14 protein-coding genes are annotated in these 14,838 nt (G+C 65.3%); 9 read left to right on the top strand and 5 right to left on the bottom strand.

The window, feature by feature from the left end:
• Positions 1-3: 3 nt before the first annotated feature.
• The 3 genes from ACKWRH_RS12840 to ACKWRH_RS12830 all read left to right on the top strand — a co-directional run bounded on the left by ACKWRH_RS12840 (position 4) and on the right by ACKWRH_RS12830 (position 3,178).
• Positions 4-1,353 carry an aspartate aminotransferase family protein gene (locus tag ACKWRH_RS12840; protein WP_445220830.1) on the top strand — a complete coding sequence of 450 codons (1,350 nt, stop codon included), beginning with the start codon at positions 4-6 and terminating at the stop codon, positions 1,351-1,353.
• A gap of 12 nt (positions 1,354-1,365) precedes the next feature.
• Positions 1,366-2,379, top strand: coding sequence for an amino acid ABC transporter substrate-binding protein (locus tag ACKWRH_RS12835; RefSeq protein WP_445220829.1), 1,014 nt, complete (start codon positions 1,366-1,368; stop codon positions 2,377-2,379).
• A 148-nt stretch (positions 2,380-2,527) separates the two neighbouring features.
• Entirely contained in the window at positions 2,528-3,178 is a 651-nt protein-coding gene (locus ACKWRH_RS12830) for an aspartate/glutamate racemase family protein (RefSeq protein ID WP_445220828.1), read from the top strand.
• Here ACKWRH_RS12830 and ACKWRH_RS12825 read toward each other — a convergent pair.
• Positions 3,175-3,822: a TetR/AcrR family transcriptional regulator gene (locus ACKWRH_RS12825; protein WP_445220827.1), complete on the bottom strand. Its 648-nt coding sequence runs from the start codon at positions 3,820-3,822 to the stop codon at positions 3,175-3,177. The two genes, ACKWRH_RS12830 and ACKWRH_RS12825, sit on opposite strands and share 4 nt — an antisense overlap.
• Positions 3,823-3,974: 152 nt before the next feature.
• On the opposite strand from ACKWRH_RS12825, the gene ACKWRH_RS12820 reads away from it, so the two are divergent.
• Genes ACKWRH_RS12820 through ACKWRH_RS12800 form a run of 5 tightly spaced genes read left to right on the top strand, consistent with a single transcriptional unit; the run spans position 3,975 to position 8,733 of the window.
• Positions 3,975-4,184 carry a ferredoxin gene (locus ACKWRH_RS12820; RefSeq protein WP_027558597.1) on the top strand — a complete coding sequence of 70 codons (210 nt, stop codon included), beginning with the start codon at positions 3,975-3,977 and terminating at the stop codon, positions 4,182-4,184.
• A 58-nt stretch (positions 4,185-4,242) separates the two neighbouring features.
• On the top strand, positions 4,243-5,463 hold the full coding sequence (locus ACKWRH_RS12815) for a cytochrome P450 (RefSeq protein WP_445220826.1): 1,221 nt from the start codon (positions 4,243-4,245) through the stop codon (positions 5,461-5,463).
• Between the two features lie 32 nt (positions 5,464-5,495).
• The gene (locus tag ACKWRH_RS12810) at positions 5,496-6,818 is read left to right on the top strand and encodes an MFS transporter (RefSeq protein WP_445220825.1); all 1,323 of its coding nucleotides are present in this window, start codon (positions 5,496-5,498) and stop codon (positions 6,816-6,818) included.
• A 3-nt stretch (positions 6,819-6,821) separates the two neighbouring features.
• Positions 6,822-7,484, top strand: a complete 663-nt coding sequence (locus tag ACKWRH_RS12805; protein ID WP_445220824.1) for a sulfite oxidase-like oxidoreductase — start codon at positions 6,822-6,824, stop codon at positions 7,482-7,484.
• Between the two features lie 25 nt (positions 7,485-7,509).
• Positions 7,510-8,733, top strand: coding sequence for a bifunctional alpha/beta hydrolase/OsmC family protein (locus tag ACKWRH_RS12800; protein WP_445220823.1), 1,224 nt, complete (start codon positions 7,510-7,512; stop codon positions 8,731-8,733).
• A gap of 111 nt (positions 8,734-8,844) precedes the next feature.
• On the opposite strand, the gene pdxR is transcribed toward ACKWRH_RS12800, so the two are convergent.
• Complete coding sequence (pdxR, locus tag ACKWRH_RS12795; protein ID WP_445220822.1) at positions 8,845-10,290, bottom strand: MocR-like pyridoxine biosynthesis transcription factor PdxR; 1,446 nt, start codon at positions 10,288-10,290, stop codon at positions 8,845-8,847.
• An 82-nt stretch (positions 10,291-10,372) separates the two neighbouring features.
• Between pdxR and ACKWRH_RS12790 the strand changes: the two genes are divergently transcribed.
• Entirely contained in the window at positions 10,373-11,287 is a 915-nt protein-coding gene (locus ACKWRH_RS12790; RefSeq protein ID WP_445220821.1) for a DMT family transporter, read from the top strand.
• Here ACKWRH_RS12790 and ACKWRH_RS12785 read toward each other — a convergent pair.
• The 3 genes from ACKWRH_RS12785 to paaK all read right to left on the bottom strand — a co-directional run bounded on the left by ACKWRH_RS12785 (position 11,266) and on the right by paaK (position 14,830).
• Entirely contained in the window at positions 11,266-12,321 is a 1,056-nt protein-coding gene (locus tag ACKWRH_RS12785) for a YeeE/YedE family protein (protein WP_445220820.1), read from the bottom strand. The two genes, ACKWRH_RS12790 and ACKWRH_RS12785, sit on opposite strands and share 22 nt — an antisense overlap.
• A gap of 121 nt (positions 12,322-12,442) precedes the next feature.
• Positions 12,443-13,447: a quinone oxidoreductase family protein gene (locus ACKWRH_RS12780; RefSeq protein WP_445220819.1), complete on the bottom strand. Its 1,005-nt coding sequence runs from the start codon at positions 13,445-13,447 to the stop codon at positions 12,443-12,445.
• A gap of 51 nt (positions 13,448-13,498) precedes the next feature.
• A complete protein-coding gene (paaK, locus tag ACKWRH_RS12775) occupies positions 13,499-14,830 on the bottom strand; it encodes a phenylacetate--CoA ligase PaaK (RefSeq protein ID WP_445220818.1) in 1,332 nt (443 codons plus the stop codon).
• Between the last annotated feature and the right edge of the window lie 8 nt (positions 14,831-14,838).

The raw sequence follows: 14,838 nt of genomic DNA, 5'->3' as shown, positions 1-14,838 counted from the left end.
CCCATGGCCGCTCGCACCAGCCGCGTGCTGCACCGTTCGTTGCGCGAAACGCCGCCCAAGGCGATCGGCGGCGAAGGCGTCTATCTCTTCGCCGAGGACGGGCGGCGCGTGATCGACGCCTCAGGCGGCGCAGCCGTCTCCTGCCTCGGCCATCAGCATCCGCGCGTGATCGCGGCGATGGCAAAACAAGCCTCGACGCTGGCCTATGCGCACACCGCCTTCTTCTCCTCCGAGCCAGCCGAGGCGCTGGCCGAGACGCTGGTCGGGCATGAACCCGGCGGTCTCGCCTACGCTTATTTCGTCAGCGGCGGATCGGAGGCGATTGAATCCAGCATCAAGCTCGCGCGGCAATATTTCATCGAGCGCGGCGAGCCGCAGCGGCAGCACTTCATTGCGCGGCGGCAGAGCTATCACGGCAACACGCTCGGCGCGCTCGCCGCCGGTGGCAATGCCTGGCGGCGCGCGCCCTATGCGCCCCTGCTGTCCGGTGCCTTCAGCCATGTGACGCCGGCCTTTGCCTATCACGAGAAGCACGACGGCGAATCCGATGCGCAGTTCGTGGCGCGACTGGCCGCGGAGCTCGAAGCCGAATTTCAGCGGCTTGGCCCCGACACCGTCGCCGCGTTCCTCGCCGAGCCCGTTGTCGGTGCCACCGCCGGCGCGGTGACGGCACCGGACGGCTACTTCAAAGCGGTGCGCGAGATCTGCGACCGGCATGGCGCCCTCCTCATCCTCGACGAGGTCATGAGCGGCATGGGCCGCACCGGCACGACGCACGCCTGGGAGCAGGAGGGCGTCGCGCCCGATATCCAGGCCATCGCGAAAGGTCTCGGCGGCGGCTACCAGCCGATCGGCGCGATGCTCGCGAGCGGCAAGATCATCGACACCATCCGCTCGGGCTCCGGCGCGTTCCAGCATGGTCACACCTATCTGGCGCATCCGCTCGCCTGCGCGGCCGCGCTCGCGGTGCAGGACGTGATCCGCGAGGACCGCCTGCTCGACCGCGTCAAGGAGCGTGGCAAGCAGTTCGAGCAACGCCTGACCGAGCGCTTCGGCAATCACCGCCATGTCGGCGACATCAGGGGCCGCGGCCTGTTCTGGGCGATCGAGCTCGTCGCCGATCGCGCCGGCCGCACCTCGTTTGATCCCGCGCTCAAGCTGAACCAGAAGATCAAGGCGGAAGCCTTCGCCAACGGGCTCGGCTGCTATCCCGGCGGCGGTACCGTGGACGGCGTCCGTGGCGACCATGTGCTGCTGGCGCCGCCCTATATCGCTTCGGCTGCCGAGATCGATCTGATCGTCGACAAGCTCGGCACCGCCGTCGACAACGTGTTGCGTAGTGTCAATCACTGAGGGGAGAGTCATATGATGAGGAAAGTGGTTATCGCGGCGAGCATGCTCGCGGCATCGACGGTTGCCGCGTCGGCGGCGACGCTCGACACGGTGAAGAGCCGCGGCACGCTGATCTGCGGCGTCAGCGCCGGCTTTGCCGGTTTCTCCGCGCCGGACTCGCAGGGCAATTACAAGGGTCTCGACGTCGATTATTGCCGCGCGCTCGCAGCCGGCGTGCTCGGCGACGCCAGCAAGGTGCGCTACGTCTCGCTGACCGCGCAGAATCGCTTCACCGCGCTGCAATCGGGCGAGATCGACGTACTCTACCGCAACTCGACCCAGACCTATCTGCGCGGCGTGACGCTGGGCCTCCGCCAGGGTCCGATCAACTTCTACGACGGCCAGGGTTTTGTCGTGAAGAAGGACCTCGGCGTCAAGGAGCTGAAGGACCTCAAGGGCGCCACGGTCTGCGTCGCGCAGGGCACCACTCATGAAGTCACGCTCGGCGATTACGGCCGCGCCAACGGCATCGACTGGAAGCCGCTGGTGTTCGACCGCGTCGACACCATGTACCAGACCTTCTTCGGCGGCCGCTGCGATGCCATGACCCAGGACGCTTCCGCGCTCGCTGGCGCGGTCACGACCGCGGCGCCGAATCCGGCCGACTACGTCGTGCTGCCGCAGACCATCAGCAAGGAGCCGCTCGGCTCGTTCACCCGCAACGGTGACGAAGTCTGGAGCGACATCATCACCTGGTTGCATTACGGGCTGATCGAGGCAGAGGAGCTCGGCGTCACGCAAGGCAATGTCGACGAGATGGCGAAGTCACAGACGCCGGCGGTCCAGCGCCTGCTGGGTGCCTCCGGCGACCTCGGCTCGCGGCTCGGTCTCGACAACAAATGGCTGGTGACGGTGATCAAGGCCACCGGCAATTACGGCGAGATCTACGAGCGCAATGTCGGCAAGGCGAGCCCGCTCAAGCTCGACCGCGGCCTCAACGGCCTCTGGACCAAGGGCGGCTTGATGTACGCGGTGCCGTTCAAGTAAGTGTCTCCCGTGTCCCGGACGCGCTGCAGCGTGTAACGCTGCTGCGCAGAGCCGGGACCCAGCGGCCACAATAGGCCCCGGCTCTGCAGCGCAATGCTTCGCATTGCGCTGCGTCCGGGGCGCGAGACCTATCAGGTAATCACCTCCAATGACGACGCCCCCACGCATCGCCCTCATCCACGCCCTCAAGCATTCCATCGCGCCGATCGAGGCCGCATTCGCGAAGGCCTGGCCGGAGGCGCGGCTGATGAACCTGCTCGACGATAGCCTGTCGGCGGATCTGGCCCGCGACGGCGTGCTCAACGATGCCATGACCGAGCGCTTCCTCGCGCTCGGCGACTATGCGGCAGCAACGGGAGCGAACGGAATTCTGTTCACCTGCTCGGCCTTCGGCCCCTGCATCGAGGCCGTCGCGCACGCACATGCGCCGATGCCCGTGCTGAAGCCGAACGAGGCGATGATCGAGCAGGCCGTGACCATGGGCAAGCGCATCGGCCTGCTCTCGACTTTCCCGCCGACACTGGCCTCGATGCCACCGGAGTTTCCGGCCTCCGCCCAGGTCGTGCCGAAACTCGCCGAGGGCGCGCTGGCCGCGCTCGATCGCGGCGATCGCGCCACGCACGACAGGTTGATTGTCGAGGCGTCAAAGGATTTGCACGATTGCGACGTCATTGCGCTCGCGCAATTCAGCATCGCGGCAACCGCGCCGCTGGTCGCCGAGGCCACCGGCCGCCCGGTCGTGACGACTCCGGACAGCGCGGTCGACAAGCTGATGAGGCTGCTGAAAGCGAAGGCCTAGGCGCCGACCTTTTTCCGACGTCGCGCATCCCTGATCGCAGCAGCGAGCGCGACCTTCGTTTCGTTCACAAAGTCCTCGACCAGTTCCTCGCGCGTGGCATGCGCGGCCTCGCCGGTGAACAGGCCCTGCTCGGCCAGCATCACCACGCCGTGCAACGCCGCCCAGATCTTGAGCGCTTGCCGCTCGCGCAAGAAGCCGACCGCCGGCGCCTCGAGGGCTTCGATCACCAGCGCGAAAGTCTCGCGCGTGGCGTCGTGCAGCTCACTGCCCTTTGCCGCGCATGACACGGTGCGGGAGGCGAACATCAGGCGATAGATGCCGTTGCGGCGCAGACCGAAATCGAGCATCGCCTGCGCCAGCCGCGACAGTTTCGATTGTTTCGACGGCTTCGCCATCGCCTCGCGCAGAAGTGCGCTGAGCTGCCGGAACGCCTCCGCCGTCACCGCCGTTAGCAGCGCATCACGGTCGGCAAAATGCCGATACGGCGCCGGCTGCGAGACGCCGAGCTGTTTGGCAAGCGCCTTGATGCTGATCGCCTCGGCGCCGCCCTGCTCCGCCTCGCGCAGCGCAGCCTTGATCAAGGCGTCACGGAGATCGCCATGGTGGTAGGTATTCCCCGGCTTACGGACGAGTTGTGAACGCATGTTACGTCAAGCCTATAAGTTTGCGCTTGACAGGGGAAGCCCACCGCGAATGTAATAACATATAACTTAAAGCGGCGGCAAACGCCGCCGATAAAATTCACCTGAGGAACGCGCGGCCTTCGGGTCCCGCGCACACGACCGAGGAAGCCGCCATGACAGAGCGACTGAGGGTTCACGTCGATCCCGACAAATGCCAGGGCCACGCACGCTGCAAGGCGCTCGCACCGGAGCTGTTCGAGCTCGACGAATACGGCAACGCCCATGAGGCCGGGGACGGCGTCGTTCCGCCCGGCCTCGAAGACAAGGCCTGGCTTGCCAAATCCAACTGCCCGGAAATCGCGATCGATGTGATCGAGGAGTAGCGCGGCTCCTGCCCGCTTGCGTGCCTTCAGCGAACACGAGCCCCAAGGGATTTCCCGTATGTCCGACGTCAGCCAGCCCGCCGTCCATCCCCCCGTGACCGACTGGGTCCATGATTTCGACCACACCGATCCGCAATGGACGGACGATCCCTTCCCGATCTGGGAGGAGCTGCGTGCCGCGAGCCCCGTGGTGCACACCGATCGTTTTCTCGGCTGCTACATGCCGACGACCTATCAGGCCGTGCGCGAGATCGCCAACGACACCGAGCATTTCTCCTCGCGCCGCATCATCGTCCGTGACGTCCGGCCGGAGATTTCCAGGAATGCGGCTCCGCCGATCACCTCCGACCCGCCCGTGCACAAGCCGGCCAAGCAATTGCTGCTGCCGCCGTTCACGCCGGATGCGATGAAGAAGCTGGAACCGCGGATGCGCGCGATCTGCAACGAGCTGATCGACGGGTTCATCGCCGATGGCAAGGTCGACGCCGCAGCGCGCTACAGCAAGTATATTCCGGTTCAGGCCATCGCCCACATGCTCGGCATCCCCGAGAGCGACAGCGACCTGTTCATCAACTGGATCCACATGATCCTCGAGCTCGGCATCAAGGACGAGAGCAAGCTGCTCCAGGCCGTGCAGGAGATGAGCGCCTATTTCAGCACCCATATCGAGGAGCGGAAGAAGAAGCCGACCAACGACCTGATCTCCTACCTGATGAACGCAAGGGACAAGGAGGGCAATCCCCTCGAGGACTCCCACGTGCTGGGTTCGCTGCGGCTGCTCCTGATCGCCGGCATCGACACCACCTGGAGTGCGATCGGCTCCTCGCTCTGGCATCTCGCGAAAACGCCGGCCGACCGCGAACGGCTGATCGCCGAGCCCGGGCTGATCCCGATCGCCGTGGAGGAGCTGCTGCGGGCCTATTCGCCGGTGACCATGGCCCGCGAGGTGGTCAAGGAGACCACGATCTCGGGCTGCCCGGTCAAGGCCGGCAACATGGTGCTGCTGTCGTTCCCGGCCGCCAACCGCGACCCCAAGATGTTTCCGGACGCTGACAAAGTCGTGATCGACCGCCGCGAGAACCGCCATGCTGCCTTCGGCCTCGGCATCCACCGCTGCGTGGGTTCCAACCTTGCACGCATGGAGATGCAGGTTGCGCTGGAGGAATGGCTGAAGCGGATTCCGGACTTCGCCCTCGATCCGGCAGGCACGGTGACCTGGTCACAGGGCACGGTGAGAGGCCCCCGCCAGTTGCCATTTCTGTTCGGAAAGGCGATGTAGGCCTTTCCAAGACCAACAGAGAGAGGCCGGACGTGACAGAGCAAGCAATCCTACCGGCCTCTGATCACATCGACCTCGCCGACGCCGAGCGGCGGATCAAGGCGATCTTCATCGGCTCGATCGGCAATCTCGTCGAGTGGTACGATTTTTACGCCTATACGGCGTTCGCGCTCTACTTCGCTCCGGCCTTCTTCCCCGGCAACGACCCCGTCGTCCAGCAACTGAACGTCGCCGTCGTGTTCGCGGCAACCTTCCTGATGCGCCCTCTGGGCGGCTGGCTGTTCGGCTACATCGCGGACCATTTCGGCCGTCGCATCTCGCTGACCTTGTCGGTCGTCTTCATGTGCTTCGGCTCGCTGATCATCGCGCTGACGCCGACCTATGCGACGATCGGTTTCGCCGCACCGGTGATCCTGGCGCTCGCTCGCGTCATCGAGGGCCTGAGCCTCGGCGGCGAATATGGTGCCAGCGCCACTTACCTGAGCGAGGTCGCCGATCCCAAGCATCGCGGTTTCTATTCGAGCTTCCAGTACGTCACCCTGATCGGCGGCCAGCTCACGGCGATCATCGTGCTGCTGCTCCTGCAAAAGGTCTTCCTCACGCCGGAGGAGCTCAAGGCCTGGGGCTGGCGCATCCCGTTTGCGATCGGCGCGGCGCTGGCGATCTTTGCCGCGGTGATGCGGCGCAATCTGCACGAGACCGAGGCCTTCGAGGAAGCCAAGAAAGTGGTGAAGCCAACCGGCTCGCTGGCCAATCTGCTACGCTACCCGCGCGAGTTGCTGCTGGTAGTGGGCCTCACGGCCGGCGGCACCGCAGCGTTCTACACCTTCACTACCTACATGCAGACCTTCGTCAAACTCTCGGTCGGGCTGACCGAGGACCAGACCACTTTCGTGATCTTCGGCACGCTGATCTTCGCGACCATCCTCCAGCCGATCTACGGCGCGATCTCCGACAAGATCGGGCGCAAGCCGTTGCTGATCTTCTTCGGCGTCGCGGGCACGCTCGCGACCGTGCCGCTGCTGATGACGCTGAAGGAGACCAAGTCGCCGTTCATGGCCTTCATCCTGATCTGCGCCGCCTGGCTGTTCGTCGCCGGCTACACCTCGATCAACGCCGTGGTGAAGGCCGAGCTGTTCCCGACCAATGTCCGCGCCCTTGGCGTCGGCCTGCCCTACGCCATCACGGTCTCGATCTTCGGCGGGACGGCGCCGGCGATCGCGCTCTATTTCAAGAGCATCGGGCACGAGGAGTGGTTCTACTACTATCTCGCCGGCGTCATCTGCCTGTCGCTGATCATCTATTCCACCATGCGTGACACCAAGCACGCCTCCGCGATGCATCGCCACGAGTAGCTCATGGCCGACGACAACGAGCCGCCCGACAGCAAGCTGACGCGCACCAAGGAGAAATGGGCGCGCGAAGGCCGCTTCCTCACGGGCCGCATTACGCGACCGGAGGATCAGCGGCTGCCGCCGGGCCAGCATCTCACCAAGGACTGGCCGGTGCTCGATCTCGGAGTCGTGCCGCCGGTTTCGCGCGAACGCTGGCGGCTCGACGTTTACGGCGCGATCGAGACCCCCGTGTTCTGGACCTTTGCCGAATTCGCGGCACAGAAGCAGGCGCAGATCACGTCCGACATCCATTGCGTGACGACCTGGTCGCGCTACGACAATGAGTGGGAAGGCCTCGCCACGCGCGAGTTGCTCGCAGCTTGCCAGCCGCGCGAGGACGCGCGCTTCGTGGTCCTGCATTCCCATGACGGCTACACCACCAACCTCACGCTGGAAGACTTTGCCGCCGAGGACGCCCTGCTCGCCCACAGCTGGTCGGGTCAGCCGCTGACCGAAGAGCACGGCGGCCCGGTACGGCTCGTCGTGCCGCATCTGTATTTCTGGAAGAGTGCCAAATGGCTTCAGGCCATCGAATTCCTGACGGAGGACGCGCCGGGCTTCTGGGAAGTCCGCGGCTATCATAACCGCGGCGATCCCTGGGCCGAGCAGCGTTATTCAGCCGATTAGGTTCAAGCAAGGACGGGGGAAGCCCATGCCGACCGAACGCTTTCAATTCACCGGCGAAGGTGACCATCAACTGGCTGCCGCGCTGGAACTGCCCGATGGCGAGCCCGCGGCCTACGCGCTGTTCGCGCACTGCTTCACCTGCGGCAAGGACACCCTGGCGGCAAAACGCATCTCGGTCGCGCTCGCCGCCAAGGGCATCGCGGTGCTGCGCTTCGACTTCACCGGGCTCGGCTCCAGCGAAGGCGATTTTGCCAATTCGACGTTCTCCTCCAACGTCGCCGACCTCGTGCACGCCGCCGATCATCTGCGCCAGGTCCGCACGGCGCCGTCGATCCTGATCGGCCACAGCCTGGGTGGTGCCGCGATCCTCGCTGCCGCCGGAAGGATTCCGGAAGCCAAGGCTGTCGTGACCATCGCGGCGCCGTCCGATCCCGCTCACGTCACCGGTCTGTTCGGCGAGCATCTCGACAGCATCCGCACGCAGGGCGAAGTCGAGGTCTCGCTCGCGGGACGCCCGTTCCGGATCAAGCGCGAATTCCTCGACGACATCGCAGAGCAAGAACTGATGAAGGACATCACCGGCCTGCACAAGGCCCTGCTGGTGATGCAGTCCCCTGTCGACGACACCGTCGGCATCGACAATGCGACCAAGATTTTCGTTGCGGCCAGGCACCCCAAGAGCTTCGTCTCGCTCGACCACGCCGATCATCTCCTGACCAAGCCGGCCGACGCCCTCTACGCGGCCGACGTGATCGCGGCCTGGGCCAGCCGCTACATCGACACCGCGAAGCCTGAGAAGGCCACGGATGTCGCTGAGGAGCCGCGCAGGGTCGTGGTGCAGGAGACCCGCAAAAGCAAGTTCAACCAGGCCATCATCGTCGGCCCGCATCATCTGGTGGCGGACGAGCCGATTGCGGCCGGCGGCGAGGATGCCGGCCCCGGCCCCTATGACTTCCTGCTGGCCGGCCTTGGTGCCTGCACCTCCATGACCATGCGCCTTTATGCCGATCGCAAATCGCTGCCGCTCGATCGCGTCACGGTCACGCTGAAGCACTCGAAAATCCACGCCAAGGATTGCGCGGAGTGCGAGACGCGGGACGGCCTGCTCGACCAGATCGAGCGCGACATCGCGATCGACGGCGCGCTCGATGCGGAGCAGCGCAAGAAGCTGATGGAGATCGCCGACAAGTGTCCGGTGCACCGGACTTTGACCTCGGAGATCCGCATCGTGACGAAGGCCGTGGACTAGAGCATGATCCGGAAAAGTGTGAAGCGGTTTTCCGAAAAGATCATGCTCAAAGAAAGAGCTAAAGCGCGATGACGATTCGACCCAATCTCATCGCGCTTTAGCGCGCCTGCATCAGAAGCACGACGCCATCATCCGCACCGCCGCGCTGATCTCATTCTCGCGCCACGCTGCGAAGCCGACCAGCAGGCCATGGTCGCGTGGACGGCCGAGCGCCAGGCTGGACAGGGCCCGAGTTTCGACGCCTGCCTCGACCAGCCGTTGCACCGCCGCCTGATCGGCGCGACCGCGCTTGAGGCGGGCGACCAGCTGGATGCCACCCGAGGGCACTTCGGCGGAGAGAACTTCGCCCAGATGGCGTTGCAGTCCTTCGACGAGGTGATCGCGGCGCGCGTGATAGAGCCGTCGCATCCGGCGCAGATGCGCGAGAAAATGCCCGTCGGCAATGAACTCCGCCAGCGCTTCCTGGATGTGGCTGGAGGCGATCAGCCCGATGTGCCGCTGTGCGATCTCCAGGGTGCCGACCAGCCCTGGTGGCACAACGACATAACCGAGCCGGATATCCGACGTCATCGCCTTCGAAAACGTTCCGACATAGAACACGCGGCCATGGGCGTCTAACCCCTGCAAGGCCGGCACCGGCCGGCTGTCATAATGAAATTCGCCGTCGTAATCGTCTTCGACGATCCAAGTCTCGCCTGGCCTGCTCATGCCCAAGAATTCGGTGCGGCGCGCGAGCGACATCAGCCGCCCGGTCGGGTGCTGATGCGAGGGCGTCATGAAAATGAGCTTTGGCGCGGCCAGTCCCGGCATCCGCTGCATGCCCTGCTCATCGAGCTTCATCCCCATCACGCGCGCGCCGGAGGCACGGAAGGCCGCCGCAGCGCCGGGATAGCCGGGATCCTCGACCCAGACATCGTCGCCGGGCGTGATGAGCGCAGCCGCAATCAGGGTCAGCGCGGCCTGCGCGCTCGGCAGGATCAGGATCTGGTCTGCGGTGGCGCGGACGCCCCTGCTGGCGGCCAGATAATGCGCCAGCGCCTCACGCAGGTGGGTCCGGTTCACCGGTCCGAGCTCGCGCTTGGCTGCGCGCACCGCGCTGCGGCGCAGGCAGCGGGCCCACACTTCGTGCGGAAACTCCCGCGCATCTCCATGCCCCGGACGCAGGGGTTTTAGCGGCGCCTGATAGGACATCGGCCAGTCGGTCTGCTTGAGCTTCGACGCCCAGGGCGAGAGCCGCGCCTTGCCAGAGCGGACGCTCGGTGCGACGGCACCCGTCCCTTCGTTACGGCCGCCGTCGACCGTGACCATGGGACGACGACCGTGCGACGCCTCGAGATATCCCTCCGCCGCAAGCTGTTCGAACGCATAAGTGACGGTATTGCGCGAGACGCCGAGATCGCTCGCAAGCCGGCGGCTCGACGGTAGCGCTCGTCCCTTGCCGAGCCGACCGGTCGCAATCAAGCCGCGGAGCTGGCTCGTCAGTTGCGCCACCAGCCCCTCGTCGTCGGTCCGCTTCAGCTCGATCAGGGCGGAGATCACACCTTCTGAAACTGGCACCTCATTCCTTTCAAATCTGGCACTTTTTCAGGTGCCAGTCCGGATGCTATGCGCCGGTCTGGACTGCTTCAAGGATTTTGCGATGAACTCCCTCTCTTCCCGCGCGGCCGTCGGCTTGTTCCTCATCGTCGTGCTGGCCTGGGGCGTGAACTGGTCGGTGACGAAGCAACTCGTCCAGTTCCTTCCGCCATTATGGACTTCGGCGATCAGGAGCTGGATCGCGCTGGCCGGATTGTTCGTGATCCTCGGGCTGAGCAACAATCTGATGATCCCGGAGCGGCGCGACATTCCGGTGATCCTGAGCGTCGCACTGCTGCACATGACGGTGTTCTCGGTCCTGGTTGCGGCCGGTGTGCGCTTCCTGCCCGCGAGCAAGGCCATCGTGCTCGGCTACACCACGCCGCTCTGGGTCGCGATCGCCGCGCCTCTGCTGGCGAAAGATACGCTGACCGCGCCAAAACTCGCCGGCGCCCTGCTCGGACTGATCGGCCTTGCCGTGATCCTGAACCCGGCATCGATCGACTGGACCAATGGCAACGTCGTGCTCGGCGCCGGCATGGTCATCCTGGCCGCGATCTCCTGGGCCGCGAACATCATCTATATCCGCGCGCATCGCTGGATCGCGTCGCCGCTCCAGCTTCTGATCTGGCAGGTGCTCGTCGCAACCATCGTGTTGACCGGATCGGCGATGGTCACGGATGGCCTGCCGCACGCGGAATGGTCGTGGAAGCTCGTGCTGCTGTTCCTGTATTCGGGGCTGATCGGAACGGCACTGGCCTATTGGGCGATGTCGATGGTCAACAAGAGCATCTCGGCCCTGACGACCTCGCTCGGCACCACCGGGACCCCGCTCGTTGGCATCGCCAGCGCGGCGATCCTGCTGGGCGAGCCGATCGACATGAGCCTAGCTGTCGCGGCCGGACTGATCGTCACCGGCATCGGTCTTGCGACGCTGGGCGGCCGGCTGCTGCGCGGTCAGGCCACCGCGAGCGGCTGAACCCGCAGTGCACCGCGCAGGCCGGCCGTCGTGCCGAGCAGGATGCCGGCGACCGCGACGAACGAGCCCAAAGCGAGTGTCGATACGCCGGTGAGCCCCTGCCCGATCGAGCAGCCGAACGCCATCACGCCGCCGATCCCCATCAGCGCGGCGCCACCGGCAGACCGCAGCATGTGCCGCGGCGAGGAATAGCCTTCGAGGTGGAAACGGCCTGTAGCGAGCGCGGTGACGAGGCTGCCGGCGAAAACGCCGGCCACGGTGGCGATGCCGAAGTTGAGCGTCAGACCGGTCGAGAGCATGGCGTATTGCAGGCTATCGGCGATCGGCGCGACGAAGGTCAGCGAGGTCACCGGGACCGGATTGAAATCGTCGGCACCGAGATATCCGGTGACGAACCAGCCGCTGGCGACCAGGAGCCCGACGACGACACCGGCCGCAATCTGGCCCGGCGAACGCCGGAATGCCGGGTGCGCGAACGCAAACAGGATCAGCGCAACGGCGATGGCCGCAGCGCTCAGCGCGCGCGAGACCGCTTCACCGGGACCGAGCGTGGCCAACAGTGACGGCAGCGAATTGGCGTTGACGGTCGTTTGCGAGGCCTGAACCAGCGCAATGCGCACCGGCGCGATCAGGCCCTTGAGCGTCATCTGCGCGGCGATGGCGAGCACGATCACGACGACGAAGGAACGGAGATTGCCGCGGCCCAGCAGCACCAGCGCCCGCGAGCCGCAACCGTTCGACAGCACCACGCCGTAGCCGAACAACAGGCCGCCGAGGAACAGCACCGGCACCGAGAAGGATTGTTGCAGATAGATCGACTTGCCGAGATCGACCATGCCGCTACCGGCAAGGAATTGGCTCGCAGCAACCGCAACAGCAATCGCCATCGCAAAGGTCCGCACCAGCCGCCCGTCTCCTTCGGCCAGCCAGCCGCGCATGCTGCTCATCAGGCAGAAACCGCTGAGCAGGCCCACGGCGCCATAGATGAGCCCGATGACGAGGCCGGCAAGGATGACGAGTTGAGTGGAATCCATCTTTGGTTCTCAGGTCTCTCGCCATTCTCCGTCATTGCGAGGAGCGAAGCGACGAAGCAATCCAGACTGTCTCCGCGGATACATTTCTGGATTGCTTCGCTGCGCTCGCAATGACGGTGTGTTACGGCTTCAGGATCACGCGATCCCGCGAGGAACCGGCGACGGCGACATAGGCCTCCTTGGCGCGCTCCAGCGGATAGACGGCATTCGCCTTGATCGGGAACGGCTTCAGGTGCCCGCTCGCAAAGCCGGAACGGAGGTCGCGCAGCACCGCGCCGGTTGCGGCCGAGGACAGCCCGAGCGTGTCGATGCCGACATAGGTGTGCTGCCCCCGGTAGAATTCGAGGATGTTGAACTGCACGATGCGGTCGATCGCGGCGATCAGGATCTGGCGGCCGCGCAGTGCTAGCGACTTGTGCGCGGCCTGGAAATAGGGATCGCCGACCGTGTTGAACACGATGTCGGCGCCCTTGCCGCCGGTCAATTCGCGCACGCGGGTGGCGACATCGGTTGCGGAGGCGTCGATCACCTCCATGGGCGCGTTGGCATGGCCCTCATAGGCTTCCGCCTTGCGCACCACGCCGATGACGCGCGCGTCCTGCCAGGTCGCGATCTGCACGGCGGCCTGACCGACCTTGCCGTTGACGCCGAACACCAGCACGGTTTCACCGGGCTTTGGAATGCCGGCGCGGCGAAAGCCTTCCATTGCGGTGACGAAGGGCACGCCGATGCCGGCGGCCTCCTCCCAGGACACCGTCTTCGGCTTCTCCACCACGGCGTCGGCCTCGACGACGAGATGTGTTGCATGGGTGCCGTCACGGCGGATGCCGAGATCGCCGGAGGAGCCGAACACCTCGCGGCCGATCGCGTCGGCCGGCCCGTCAATCACCACGCCGGCGTAGTCGCGACCGGGCGTGCGCGGGAAGACAGCATAGGGCATCAGCCCGGTCGCAGCCTTGACGTCCGACGGATTGACGGCCGCCGCCTTCACCTCGATCAACAGATCGTTCGGACCGCGCGCGAGCGCATGGCGTTCGATCACCGGCGCAATCGCGGCGGCGTTCTCGGCCTTGGCATTGAGGCGCACGCATCGCGCTTCGGCGGTTATGCTATCGGCTGTCGACATCGAAAGACCCACGATTTCTCGCGGGCCTTGTCGCCTTTGGGGGCAGCCAAGTCAATCCTTTGGCCGCTTGTCGTAGAGGCGCTTGGCCTTGCCGAGCGAGCGCTCCAGCGTGGCCGGCGCGACCACGCGCACCTGGGAACTGATGCCGATGGTGTTCTTGATGTGGGTCGAGATGCGGTCGGCGTGATCGACGAGACCCCGACCGTCCCAGCTTTCGGGCCGCGCCTCGGCGATGATGGTCAGCTCGTCCATGCGGCCTTCGCGGGTCAGCTCCATGATGAAGTGGCCGCCGCACCAGTCGGTCGCGAGCAGCACTTCCTCGATCTGGGTCGGGAACAGGTTGACGCCGCGCAGGATGATCATGTCGTCCGAACGGCCCGTCACCTTCTCCATCCGCCGCATGCCCGGCCGCGCCGTGCCCGGCAGCAGCCGCGTCAGGTCGCGGGTGCGATAGCGGATCACCGGGAAGGCTTCCTTGGTCAGCGAGGTGAAGACCAGCTCGCCCTTCGCGCCGTCCGGCAGCACCGCGCCAGTCTCCGGGTCGATCACCTCGGGATAAAAATGGTCCTCCCAGATGTGCAGGCCGTCCTTGGTCTCGATGCATTCCTGCGCGACGCCGGGGCCGATCACCTCCGAGAGGCCATAGATGTCGGTCGCGTCCATGTCGAAGGCATCCTCGATCTCGCCGCGCATCGCATTGGTCCAGGGCTCGGCCCCGAAGATGCCGACCTTGAGCGAGCACTGACGCGGGTCGAGCTTCTGGCGCTTGAACTCGTCGAGGATCGCCAGCATGTAGCTCGGCGTCACCGTTATGATGTCGGGCCGGAAGTCGTTGATGAGCTGCACCTGCCGCTCGGTCATGCCGCCGGAGATCGGCACCACGGTGCAACCAAGTTTTTCGGCGCCATAGTGCACGCCCAATCCGCCGGTAAACAGGCCGTAGCCATAGGCGTTGTGGATGATCATGCCGGTGCGGCCGCCGGCGGCGCGAATCGAGCGCGCCATCACCTCCGACCAGGTATCGATGTCGCGTTGCGTATAGCCCACCACGATCGGCTTGCCTGTAGTGCCGGACGACGCATGCACGCGCACCAGCTTTTCGCGGGGCACGGCGAACATGTTGAACGGATAATTGTCGCGCAGATCCGTCTTCACCGTGAACGGGAATTTCGCGAGATCGGAGAGCTCGCGAAAGTCGGACGGATGCACGCCGGCCTTGTCGAAGGCCTGGCGGTAATGCCCGACATTGTCGTAGGCGTGCTTCAGCGACCAGGCCAGCCGCTGCGTTTGCAGCGCCATGATCTCGTCGCGTGACGCGCGCTCATGCGCGTCCATCTCGGCACTATAGGCGTTGCCACCTTCCTTGAGCCTCGTCAGAGCCATCCTCGCTT

The sequence above is a fragment of the Bradyrhizobium sp. Pa8 genome (genome assembly GCF_052588265.1).
The sequence above is the reverse complement of the archived record's forward strand: the minus strand, read 5'-3'. Positions and strand labels throughout refer to the sequence as shown.